This window comes from Streptococcus mitis, assembly GCF_023109235.1.
GTDB lineage: Bacteria > Bacillota > Bacilli > Lactobacillales > Streptococcaceae > Streptococcus > Streptococcus mitis_DA.
Map to the genome: position 1 here is coordinate 17,530 of NZ_JALDUC010000009.1, position 13,333 is coordinate 30,862.

The 13,333-nt window shown below is 41.8% G+C and carries 8 protein-coding genes; all 8 read right to left on the minus strand.

Translation table 11 applies throughout. The annotated features are described in order from the left end of the window. Positions 1-3: 3 nt before the first annotated feature. Positions 4-1,818 (minus strand): SSURE domain-containing protein, encoded by a 1,815-nt coding sequence (locus tag M1F55_RS06530; protein ID WP_247947520.1) that lies wholly within the window; start codon positions 1,816-1,818, stop codon positions 4-6. A gap of 115 nt (positions 1,819-1,933) precedes the next feature. After that, the gene (locus tag M1F55_RS06535; protein ID WP_049500475.1) at positions 1,934-2,950 is read right to left on the minus strand and encodes a glycosyltransferase family 2 protein; all 1,017 of its coding nucleotides are present in this window, start codon (positions 2,948-2,950) and stop codon (positions 1,934-1,936) included. 155 nt (positions 2,951-3,105) lie between these two features. Next, a complete protein-coding gene (locus tag M1F55_RS06540; RefSeq protein ID WP_004258637.1) occupies positions 3,106-3,771 on the minus strand; it encodes a potassium channel family protein in 666 nt (221 codons plus the stop codon). Between the two features lie 13 nt (positions 3,772-3,784). Then, on the minus strand, positions 3,785-5,164 hold the full coding sequence (locus M1F55_RS06545) for a TrkH family potassium uptake protein (protein ID WP_033685335.1): 1,380 nt from the start codon (positions 5,162-5,164) through the stop codon (positions 3,785-3,787). A gap of 33 nt (positions 5,165-5,197) precedes the next feature. Next, complete coding sequence (locus M1F55_RS06550; protein ID WP_247947521.1) at positions 5,198-5,962, minus strand: nucleoside phosphorylase; 765 nt, start codon at positions 5,960-5,962, stop codon at positions 5,198-5,200. A 217-nt stretch (positions 5,963-6,179) separates the two neighbouring features. Then, the gene (locus M1F55_RS06555) at positions 6,180-6,737 is read right to left on the minus strand and encodes a sugar O-acetyltransferase (RefSeq protein ID WP_247947522.1); all 558 of its coding nucleotides are present in this window, start codon (positions 6,735-6,737) and stop codon (positions 6,180-6,182) included. Positions 6,738-6,945: 208 nt separating this feature from the next. After that, complete coding sequence (locus M1F55_RS06560) at positions 6,946-7,800, minus strand: VOC family protein (RefSeq protein ID WP_247947523.1); 855 nt, start codon at positions 7,798-7,800, stop codon at positions 6,946-6,948. 427 nt (positions 7,801-8,227) lie between these two features. After that, the gene (locus tag M1F55_RS06565; RefSeq protein WP_282184723.1) at positions 8,228-13,288 is read right to left on the minus strand and encodes a mucin-binding protein; all 5,061 of its coding nucleotides are present in this window, start codon (positions 13,286-13,288) and stop codon (positions 8,228-8,230) included. Positions 13,289-13,333: the final 45 nt, after the last annotated feature.

Sequence of the window (13,333 nt, forward strand, 5' to 3'; positions counted from 1 at the left end):
AGACTAGTCATTTTCTTCTTTTTTAGCTTTCAAACCGAGTCCACCTAGAAGTCCGGCCAAGGCGAGTCCAAAAAATCCAATAGTAGCCATTGATGTTTGGGCTTCACCAGTATATGGAAGCATGTCTTTTTGGTCTTTCATTTGATCAGCCATCATTGGACTTGATACCTTGTTATTAGATACCATCTTGCCTTCATCAGACATTTTGCTTGAGGCTGCTGAAGCTTGATCTTGTTTCATGCTTGGTGTTGCCATAGGCTGGCTAGCATTCATGGTTTTGTCCTGCTCTTTGTTAGGCATCTTATCCTGACTAGCAGCTGGCATTTTAGATTTCATCTCATCTTGATTGGCACTAGGCATTTGAGCGTTCATCTTAGATGCATCTTGATGACTATTCATCATTGGAGCCGGCATAGCTGAACCATTAGAAGATGGGACGAAACCTGACTGCATCGGAATTAGAGACTGATGTCCATGCAAGTTCACTGTCAAATCTTTTGTCGCTACGAGGTTGCTCAAGTCTGCCTTGCCGTCTTTAGCACCGTACACTTTGATGGTAGCTTTATAGCTTTGAGTGCCGTTTTGTTTCAAGAGGTCAAGCAAATCTTTATCAGATTTTCCTTGAGTGCCGGCCAAGTCTACTTCATAGAAGTAAAGGCCTTTGCCCAATTTCTCTACTGGTGGAAGGGCGGGGTTTTTAGCTGAGCCGTTGTCTGACCATGGGGCTTTGTCAGAGGCTTTCAAGATCAGACGAGTCAACATACCGTCACCAGCGAAGAATTCGTAAGGAATGACTTGGTTGACACCAGCTGTGAACAGACCTGGGAAGTTCGCTTTATCCAAGTAAGTAGCTGGGACATCTACTGTGTCTTTGGTATTGTCAGCTACGCCCTTTTGCACTTCAACTGGAGTAGTTAAGCCATTCAAATTGACATCCAAATCCTTAGTCGCTACGAGGTTGCTTAAATCGACCTTACCATCTTTAGCACCGTATACCTTGATAGTGGCTTTATAACTTTGTGTACCATTTTGTTTCAAGAGGTCAAGAAGATCTTTATCTGATTTGCCTTGAGTTCCTGCCAAGTCTACTTCATAGAAGTAGAGGCCTTTGCCCAAGTTTTCTACTGGTGGGAGAGCGGGGTTTTTAGCTGAACCGTTGTCTGACCATGGAGCCTTGTCTGATGCTTTCAAGATAAGGCGAGTCAACATACCGTCACCAGCGAAGAATTCGTATGGAATGACTTGGTTGACACCAGCTGTGAATGGACCAGGAAAATTGGCTTTGTCCAAGTAAGTAGCTGGGACATCCACTGTGTCTTTGGTGTTGTCAGCCACCCCTTTTTGAACTTCGGCTGGGGTTGTTGCTGGCTGAGCTTCACTTGATTCACGGTCTTGTCCAGCAACTGTAGCTGCAGGATTTGTCACAGGTTTAAGCGCATCTTCTGTTTCTTTCTTAGATTCTGGTTTTGCTTGCACTTCTTCTTTTGGCGCTACCACTTGGTCTTTATCAGCAACATTCACTTTTTCTGGAGAGCTTGTAGTATCCAAGCTTGCTTTAGGTGTTGAGTCTACCTGTTCTGAAGGAAGAGCTGTATCGACTGCTTCTTTGAGAAGTTCTGCTGGTAAGTCGCTCTTTTCACTCACCGAAGTCGCGTCTGGTACAACTTGAGCAGGGGTCGGATTGACCACATCGGCACGTACAGAACTTGGTTGACCAACTAGGACAAAAAAGCCACTGGCTACAACAACTGAGGCAACACCGACACTGAGACGGCGAATAGACCAACGAGTATATCTTTGATTTGGATTGAATTTCATAGGATTCTCCTTAGAGTTTTTCTTTATTTGATGACTCTAGTATAATCTCCTAAAATTAAAAAGGATTAAGAAAAAGTTAAAATTTTTCTTAAATCCCTCTTATAAAATACTTATATTAATTAAATCCATAAACAGACTTGGTGATTTGATAGACGACATTGGAAAGTTTGCGAGCTGGCAAGACCGAATGTTTGGTCAAACGGCTGAGCATGGTCTTACGAATAGCCTGAAAGACCTCTGGATTTTCCTGCTGAATATAGGTCCACAGCTCCCGTTTTTTGGCAAGATGCTCTGCTGTGCCTGCTCGGTTGAGTAGGGCACTGGAAATCACCGTCGTAATCTCAATATGATTCAACAGATATTCTCGCATTTGGGGATGACTCACTTTGGATAAATCAAGCTGATCTACCAAGAGTCGATTGACCTTGAGTTGCTGGTCAATGCGCTTAATCATCACTTGCTCATTGACAGACTGGTCCTCACGCCCAATCAAATAACGATAGAAATCGACAGGCAAATAGTACATGGTCTTAACCTGCTGAAGGGGGGTAAAGACAAAGAGATTATCGACATAAAAAGTATGCTCGGGCAATTGGAACTGGCTCGCTCGCAACAAATCTGTCCGGTAAATCAGCGAGTGCATCATGATATACTGGCCTTTTGAGAAATTTCCGACCTGGTCCCAGCCAAAAATCTGTTGGACAGGCAAGACTGACTCGTAACTCATACTCTTCTTACGAGACTGACCTTCCTTTTCATAGACAAAATTAGTCACAAAGGCATCTACCTCTTGACCCTCGCTCTCTAGTTCCTGCAATGTTTCCAAAATTTTCAGGTAAGCACGAGGATCCACCCAGTCATCACTATCAACTACTTTAAAATAGCGCCCAGAAGCCTCTGCCAAGCCGCGATTGACCGCACCACCATGACCTTTATTTTCCTGATAGATGGCTCTAACAATGCTAGGATACTTGCTGGCTAAACGCTCAGCGATTTCCTGAGTCTGGTCCTGAGATCCGTCATTGATAATCAAAATCTCAACTTGCTCACCACCAATCACTAGCGACTCCACACAGTAATGAAGATAGGCTGCGGCATTATAGCTAGGGATGGCGATAGACAATAACTTCATAATCTACTCCTTTAGGGGACTGATTTTTTCTTTCTCTCTTGTCACTTCTTTCTATTCTACCATAAAGTCCAGCTTCTGAAGGACTTTTACTGGAATACAAGGGTTTCTGACTCTATTTCCTATCTTGGACATCAAAAAAGAGGGGATTCCCCTCCTTACGAATTTAATTCTGCCAAGTCATCTAGATACTGGTTATTAATCACCGCCAAGATATAGGCATCTGCTTTCAAGAGGTCATTAGGACCAAACTGGACATCCAGTGGTGAATTTTCTTGTTCACGAAATCCTAGGACATTGAGATTGTATTTGCCACGTAAATCTAGCTGGCTCAGGCTTTGACCTGCCCAAACACTCGGAATTTTCATCTCCACAATAGACACATTTTTATCCAGCTGAAAAACATCAACATTGTTATGAAAGAGAATGGTCTGCGCTAGAGACTGCCCCATTTCATACTCAGGTGAAATCACCGAGTCAGCACCGATTTTTTCTAGCACCTTCTTAGCTGTCTGGCTTTTGACCTTGGCAATAACCCTTGGTACCCCTAGACTCTTACAATGCATGACTGCAAGCACACTCGACTCTAGATTTTCCCCTGTTGCCACTACAACCGTATCACAGGTATCAATTCCTGCAGTTCTGAGGAGTTCCTCATCTGTGATATCGCCAACAACTCCACGCGCCAAAACTGGCTCAAATTGATTGATGCGCTCGGCGTGGTCGTCAATGGCAATGATATTCATATCTTGCTTGGCAAGGGCCATCAGGACACTACTCCCGAAAATCCCCAAACCTAAAATTCCAATCGTACGATCTGACATCGTTCTTCCTTTCTTACCCAATACTAATATCTGCTTTCATATACTGAATCAAATCTTTCTTATCTGGCTGGTAATCCGCTAGACTAACCAGCAAGGTCAAGGGACCGATACGGCCAATAAACATGAGCACCATGACAATACTGAGAGCTAGCTTGCCCAATTCTGGTGTCAGATTTGCCGTTACCCCAACTGTCGCAAGAGCTGAAATGGTCTCAAACATGAGGTAGATAAATCGCGGTGTTCCTTCTGCTGTAATTCCCAACAACACCAAGCCCAACAAGAAGGTCATCAAAAAGATAATGAAGACACTAAAGGATTTTTGGACTGTTCGAGCCTCAATAGTTCTCTGCGCAACATTGGCATGAGGTAAACCCAGCAATTCACTACGCGCAAAGACCAATAAGACAAAGAAAGTCGTAATCTTGAGCCCCCCAGCCGTCCCTCCAGGCGCCCCTCCGAGAAACATCTGTAAGATATAGATAAACAAGGTCACAGGCCGAGCTTGAGTGTAGTCAATAGAAGCAAAGCCAGCTGTTCTCATGCTGACGGTTTGGAAAAAACTAACCAGCACTTTCTCTGGAACACTAAGATTACCAATGGTTCCAGGATTGTGCCACTCCGTAAAGAGTGTGGATACTGTCCCAAACAGCAAGATCCCTGCAGTCAAGAAGAGAACCAGCTTGGTGTGGAACCTCAGACGACGTTTTTTCTTCTTGTCAAACTGGGTTGCCAAGTCAAACCAGACCATAAAGCCAAGACCACCCGTGATAATCAAACCAGCAATAACCAGATTGATTAAGAGATCCGTCTGAAAAGCCACTAAACTGCTACTGCCGAAATTATCAAAACCAGCATTACAAAAGGCTGAAATGGCTAAAAAGATAGAGGTGAAAATACCTCGTCCCCAGCCGAACTCAGGAATAAAACGAAAACTAAGAAGAAAAGCTCCCAAACCCTCTACCAGAAAAGTCGTCAAAAAGATGGAACGCATAAAGGCTTTCAGCGACCGAGTTTCCCCGTAACTAAAGCTTTCCTGAATAGTTTCACGACTGCGAAGACTGAGCTTTTGCTTCCCCTGAATATAAAAGACCCCGATAAAAGTCATGAGCCCCAGACCACCAATCTGTATCAAGAGCATACAAATCAACTGCCCCCAGACATTATAGGTGGTAGCTACCGGTTGCGTAAAGAGGCCAGTCACACATACCATAGAAACCGTCGTAAAAAGATGGTCAAAATAAGTAGCCTGCGAACCACTCGCCTGGACAAGAGGCAAACTCAAAAGAAGAGAACCTATAAAAATAACTCCAGCGAAACTTAAAAAGATACGACGAGCTGGCGAAAGTCCACCCAAGGCCCTTTCAATTTTTTTCACAAATAATTTGAATAACATACATCCATTGTACCATAAAAAGAAGAAGAGTAGCTAGATCTGAGAAGTTATCTCAAGGCAGAGTTCCAAGGCCTTCTCAAAAGCTTCTGAACCCCAGTCACGACTATCGTACTGGTCCAAGTCTGCTAAGGAATCAGCTGTGAACAACAATTCTCCCCAGAGAATCCCACGTAGCTGGGCTACTGCCGCAAGCGCAGAACACTCCATCTCTACAACAGCACAGCCTTCTTCCTTGCGATAGGCAACCTTTTCAGCCGTTTCTCGGTAAAAACCGTCTGTCGTCCAGGTCATGACTTCTTCATAAGGAATCCCTCTGGCTTCCAACACTCGCTCAATAGCAGCAATAGCCTCTGGCTGAATTTCCATATAACGAGAAGGTGCCACATAGTGATAACTAGCTCCTTCATCTCGCAGAGCGCGAACAGGAACTAGAAAGGCATTTTCTTCTATATCAGCCAGCACACCACAGGTTCCAGTGGAAATAATCTGCTCCACACCATAGCCAATCAACCAATCCATAAACTGGGCTGCTGGAGCGGAGCCAACAGGAGCCTGAGCCAAACAAAGTTCCTCGCCCTTGTAGCTCATGACATAGACCGGATAGGACTTGGTAGCAGAAACGAATTCGCCGACACAGTCCGCCCCTACTTCCCTCGCATAACGGTCAATCTCCTCACCCAAAAAAGCATAGACACACTTCTTGGGCAAGTGCAAATCCAGCCCCTCGTGATTGGGCATGATGACCGCCTGAGGATTATCATCGAACTCTAAAATAGGAATCGCATATTTCTGAATCATAACCCACCTCCTCTAATTTTGTACTATTGTATCAAAAGCTGATCGAGTGTCAAGGAGTAGGCTGATAAATTGAGGAGAAAAAAGCATCCCACTTACGAGATGCTTTTAAATTGATCAATGAAGCAGACTTTCTAAGAGATAGAATAGGTAAATGTGGACTGGGTAAAAAATGATGAAACCTACAAAAAAGAAACAACCCCGCTGTTCCTTTTTACTTCTATTTCACAGGTATCTCCTTCATCACGCGCGCAGGATTACCAGCTAGGACAACGTTGTCGCCAAAGGACTTAGTGATTATAGCCCCTGCTCCAGCAACAACATTATTACCCAGTGTCACTCCAGGAAGGACAATAACACCACCTCCAGCCCAGAAATTATCTCCGATAGTAATAGGCTTGCCGTATTCCACACCTGAATTACGTTCCTGCGGGTCCAATGGATGGAGGGGAGTCAAGAACTGACAGTTGGGACCAATCATAGCATTGTCCCCGATGCGAATCGGACAAACATCCAGCATGGTCAAGTTCCAATTAGAATAAAAATTTTCCCCTAGATGGATATTGACTCCATAATCGACCACCAGGCGTGGATTAACATAAAGATTTTGTCCGGTTGACCCAAACCAAGCCTTGATGATTTCGATTCCCTTCAAGGGATCTTCTTTCTTGTTAAAGGCAGACTGTTTTTGGCGAGAATCCTGAGCCAAGGCCCGCAATTCTGGGTCCGATGGACGGTAAACCTCTCCTGCAATCATTTTCTGGTATTCGCTGATCATTGTATTCTTCTCCTTGTTCCCTACTATCATATCAAATTTTCTACGTGTCTGACTAGAATAAGGAGCACTTTCTACAATTGATACTCTTCGAAAATCAAATTCAAACCGCGTCAACGTCGCCTTGCCGTACTCAAGTACAGCCTGCAGCTAGTTTCCTAGTTTGCTCTTTGATTTTCATTGAGTATTAGATGCTGGTCTTTATCACATCCTATCTAGCTAAGCGAATACGGGGCACGATTCCGTCTGGGTCTGTGATTTCCAACTGGCTTGATGTAAGCCACTTGATTGGTGCATCAACTTCTTGTGCTCGCTGGGCAATCGTTAACAGTTCTTCTTTATGTGCGACTTCGATGACATAGTAGGCCAAACCTGGCAAGCCTTGCTTACGCGGAGCCAGACCTTTTCCTCCCCATTCGTTGACTGCCAAATGATGATGATAGTCCCCAGCTGAAATCCAACTAGCGCTAGGCACACTGAATTTATCCTCTAGTCCTAACACCTTTTGATAAAACTGGCTGGACTTTCGACTATCCTTGACTGAAAGATGAATATGTCCCATTCTCGTACCTTCTGCCAGGATAAAGGGCTCTACTCTTTCCCCCAGCTCATAAATGTCCTGCGCCGCAAGAGCCTCCGTCACTCCGATAATGCGTCCGTCTTCTCGAATATCCCATGTGGAAACCGGCTTATCTCGATAGAGTTCAATGCCATTTCCCTCCAAATCCTCCAAGTAAAGAGCCTCACTGTACCCATGGTCTGCACCGCCAACTAGAGGAATCTGTAAATCTGTCAGGTGCTTCAAGACATCAGCCAAAGCCTTGCGTGTCGGCAGGAGAATAGCCAGATGATAAAGACCATAATGTTCCCTTACTTCTCCGCTCTCTTGTGTTTGAATCAGCTGAACCAAGGCTTTTCCACCCAGTCCTAGAACGGCCTCTGTCTCAGTTTGAGATAAGATTTCTAAACCAAGCACTTGCTGATAAAAGGCTGTTTGACTTGCCAAATCCTTTACATTTAAAACTGCCTCTGCCAAATAAATGTGACTCTTGTATTCATAGGTCATAACTATTTCTCTCTTTAGTTGTAACTTTTATTATTACAACTATTATATAATTTCCACCAAGAAAGTCAAGTCAGACAACTTGAAGGAACTCCCCTAGCAAAAACAATCCCAGAAAAATCTTCTAGGATTGTTTTGTGTTTATTTAACCGGCTCTATAATATTTGTAATGGGTAAATGCCCTATAGATATCATAAATCGGGATATACATAAGGAAATCATCGCTAAACTGGAGTACAATGCTCCATTTTGTCCTGATTTCGGAATCCAAATGAAGAAACATGACTTTCAAAAAAGCTATCAAATTTATTGCTATAAATATATATGGTGCTCCCATAGCAATAATTAAAACAACTTTTCTTAATGCTAAAATTATCCTCTATCATCTCTATGAAAATCTCTCGTTACTATCAAATTGGAAATTTCATGCTCAATTTTTTCTTTTTCTAACACTCAATCCCAAACCCAAGAGAAGTCCGATTGACCCAAGCACAAATAAGTTTTTATCATCAGTATTCGACGTCCTTGGTAATTCCTTAGCAGAATTCGCTAATTTTCTATCAGAACTAAGAATCACATTCTCATTCGAAGGAATTAGAGGTGTTTTCTTGTCTTCTTCCCCTTCTACAGCTTTGGTTCCTATTAAGACAACTTGATGGATCGGTTCCTTGGTAATAGTATTAGATAGCTCACGACGTGTTTCTACACCATTGTCACTACTAATTTCTGTCAGGATAGTACGCTGACCTTTTTCTCCTGCAATCAAGACCTTCGTTTGACCTTTTGGTAAGTTAGCACTATCCCTATATTCAGTAGTAAAGTCAGTTTCCTCTATGCGGATTTCCACACTTGGTTTTTCAACTATTGGAGATAGAGGACCATCTTCTGGCAGAGTACGACCGATAACCTTCGCCCCCTGATAGATGATTGTTGGGGTTGCTTCTTGCACAATCTCACTTGTTTGAGAGAGGATCATTCCAGTACGTATTCCATGGTCTGTTTCATAGATCGTTACAATCTTACGCTGACCTGCACGACCTTGAACGGTCTGACTTTGACCTTTCAGAAGCGAAGTGTCCTCACGGTACACAAGCACTGGTGCGATTTCTTCTATGCTAACAACGCTTTCTCGACTCTTAATAGGCTTAGTACCAACTAGGATAATCTCGGGTTGAGAGGCAACTATATTTTCCTCACGGACGGAGAGAACCTTTTCTGTTTTTACTCCATCCAGTGTTTGGTATATCTTCACAACACTCTTAGAGCCTGCACGACCTGACTGTTTCAGCTGAGTTTGATCTGTATAGAGATCAGAGCTAACCTCAGTCAAGCGTTCGTACGGAATTGATACCGTTTCACGAACTTCTTCTTTCCCTTCTACAGCTGGAATACGAGTGTAGTCAATTATCATATCACGTGTAACATCTTCTGGAAGGGAAAGAATATAACTTCTTCCATCCTGTGCTAAAACTAGGTTTTTACCTTGATATTTAGCTTGATAACCTGTCACAACTGGAGCCGTTGACTGATCTGTTCCAACACGTCCTGCATTACTACGGTCGTTAGGATAAGTTATTTTTATTGTCTCTGACGGTAATTTTAGTACCCATTGTCCAAGTTTGCGATAATGAATAGCATCCACTCTTGCTGGGATATTTGGAGTACTTGATAATTCTGGTTTCCCCAATTCATTTGCTAGGTAACCACTCACAACTGGAGCTGAAACTGCTGGAAATTTATTTTGTTCAGCAATCCAACCCGTATAAAGAACAGCTTTGGTTACAAGATTAACAGTTGCTGTTCTTCTATAATTAAGAACATCTTCGTGAGCAGGCGCAATTTCCTCACCTTGTGTATTCAAGAAACGAGTCGTACGACTAACCGACTTCTGTAAGTCTTTTTCTGTCAAACCAGCTGGCCAAGTAAGCTTCAACTGGCTATCTACCAATGAATCTTTTTCTTTATACTGACTAGCATCAATCTTCTCCACCCTTGGTGTAAGCACAATAGTAAATTGAGTAACCACACGACTGTTGTCACCATAAACAGGAGTTAGTATCTGATGAAATTCATCTGTAACAATCCGATAACCTTTGTTCAAGAAAGATAAAATTTCCCTGTCTACAGACTTACTATCAATCACTTCACCTGTTTTTCCAGTTAAAGAAACAGTTGATAAGACCGCTTTATTAGATTGATTCACAAAACGAATCTGAGCACTTTGATTATCTTTATCATAACGAATGATGCTATCTTGGGTGGCATCATCAGGACGTGGTGCTAGATATCCTTCTGCTGGACGATCCGTATTTTTCAAGGTCAAATAATTCCCATCTTTCCCAATCGCACGGTAACCCGCTATATAAGGAATGGTAACCGTACTATGATTGCCGATAACACTCGCATCTAAATAGCTATTGGGATAAGATATCCTATTCATTTCAGAATTTGGAGTTTGAACAATCCAAGAACCTAATTTCTTATAACGGACACTAGTTGTCACCGAAATTGGTACCAAAGTATGAACATCTTTTTCGATATTTTGGTTAGTAATCAAAGATCTATCAGCCAAATATCCAGCCTGTATAGGAACAACAAGACTGTCAAACTCTGACTTAGCCAAGACCCAAGAACCATAAGTAACCGTACCTTTAACCAGATCAACAATAGCATTACGATTATAAGCGACTGTCTGTACTGTATCTGGGAAAACTTTTCCGTCATCAGCAACATAATGTATAGTTCGGGTTACAGTTCTATTCAAATCATCGTAGCTCAAACCAGCTGGCCACCTTAAGTCATTGTTGATATCAGGATAAAGGAGAGAATCTGCCACTTTTGGATCCGTTGGTTCAACAGTGCGAGTACGGATTGGCAGACGAACATTGGTAGTATCCAGTGGAATATCTGTCACGCTATCCAAAGTCCCTGTTTGAATACCTGTTACAGTCGCCCCCTCATCCTCTGGTTGCCATTGGAAAAGAAGGGTACGATTATCATACTGAGTAACAAAAGGCAGTTTTCTACCATTAGATAATGTTAAAACCAGGCCTTTTCGAGCAAGTACCTCACCATCATAACGTATAGAAACTAATTTATCATCTGTCGTCACTTGAGCAGAAACTGCCCGAACCGTTGGATTTAAGAAATCCCAGTTAAACTTTCTAAAGGAAAGAGTATAGTCATTTTCACCATCTTCACTGTGCTCATAGAGAAGACCAAACTCACCATTACCTAGATTTTGAACAGAATTATAAGCAAACTTACCAGCTTGGACCAAATTATGTCTGATCCATTTCAAACTACCATCTGATTGAACTTCTGCAAGTCGAGCATAACCATTTTCACGACCACGTCCATTAGCATTTACTAATACAATGTACTCCCGACCATTTTGCACAGTGTGAACTGCTGAAAGTTGTACATAAACATCTGGAATATCACTAATTGTTTCAACAGCACCCCAAGTAGCACCACCATCTTTACTAGTAGAAAATTGAACATGACCACTTCGATTACGCATAAACATCTTGAGTGTTCCATCGTTTAACTCGACAACAGTAGCCTCAGTCAATTCTGCTGCTGTGTTTCTCATAGTATTAGAATTCAAAGCTTCCCCTCTGAAGATACGACCATCATTAGGAGAAGCTCCCATATGCCAAGTCAAACCATGATCATCAGAATAAATTACACGAGAAGACTGAGAACCATTGAGATGAGATACATAATTAGTTGAATACATAGGTACTACTAAACGCCCTGCATATTGACCATGCTTCAATGCAATACCTGAACCTGGACCCGTACCCAAAAATTTCATCCAATCTTTCTTTATCTGGGGTGTAATGTCCCTTGGTGCTGACCAAGTTTTTCCGTCATCATTGCTCTCTGAAATCCATATAAAATTATCCTTGGCTACACGAAAAGGCGAGTCAGTTGTTGGGGTAAAATATATATTTCCCACTAACTTACTACCATTATACAAATCACCTGTATCACTGTACTTATTTTCAGACTGAGTCGATTTAGTGATTACATGATAAGATGTCTTTTGATTATTACTATCATAAATATAATCATCTTCCCGAATAGTATATTTCTCACTACCCTTATATACTATCTGATATGTTCGACCATTGACAACTGTATAAGACTCTTCACGAGTAACACTCATACCCAAAATTCCTTGTCCTTCTGGAAAGACATCGTAGATAGAATAAATTTTCTTTGTCTTGGAATCTTGTACTAAAACCATATCAATAGAAGTAGGAGAACCAATATTAGCATTTCTAGCTCTTGGATTATCACGAATATTTAAAATATTAATTCGTTCACCCCAAGTTTTGCCTCCATCCTCACTTCGACGAACAACCATTCCAATATCACCCCAGTCAGAATAATGCAAACGACGTTCATCTGCCCCTGCAATTATTGTACCATCATTCGTTTTCAGCAAAGATGGTATACGATAAGAATAAATCCCATCACTATTTTTCTGACCATTCAATCCAGACTGAAAAACAGCCTTATTATCTGTTAATTCAGCTGGACCAAGAGCCTTGTTTCCCTCAGGATCTCGAAGAAAAATAGTACTTCGTTGTCCTACCTCTGTGTCACTGAAGGCATAATCATAAATCGTTAGATTACGGATATCTAGATTAGTCCCCCAAACTTTACCATTTCCACGTTGCATAGCTCCTAACTGCATATTGGTCAAATTTTGCATAGCTGTCAAAAAAAGACCAGATTTAGCAGAAGATTTTGATAACCTACCATTAACATAAAGTTTCGCCTCACCAGCATCTACATTAACATTAGGTCGAGAAATAGTAAAGGTTAACGAATTCCACTCATTAGGACGAATACTTTCCTTTCCATCTTCAAAACGATCGTACTGATAGCTCCCCTCTTTTCCTGTTCTAGCCTCTACAACAGGCTTGTTTCCACTTACTCCTAAAAGAAAATACTCATTTCGATTTGAATTACTAGAGGCAGAAAATACACTATATAAATTCGGTACCGTTTCTGTTGCTTTAAACTCAACATGAACAGTAGCATTGGTCAAATTCTTGACTTTTGGTAGATCTGAACTAAGGTCAGTACTCTTATCTACCTTATTATTTGTCTTCACGTCATCTACCGATACCACTTCTGAACCCTTGAATATCTCACGAGCGTAGTAATCGTCTTCTTTTTTCATCTCATCAGCACTAGCTGTTACATTGACTACTGGAGCATCTTCTACTGTATTTGTATGATTAGATACCCCATTGGAAGCATCATTAGGACTAGACACCGTACTGCTTCCTGTAACATCAGTTCCTTCTGTAACAGAAGGTTTTTTCTCAAGTTCAGCTGCACTAACAGGGCTAGACACTGAAGCTCCAAAAACCAACGCTGTACCTAATAAAACAGAACAAAGTCCAACTTTATACTTACGAAAAGAGAATAGTTGTCGCTGATTTGATGATTTTATTATTTTTTCTTTCATATTAAACCAATTTCTAACAATCAAAGGATACTATTTTTGAAGACT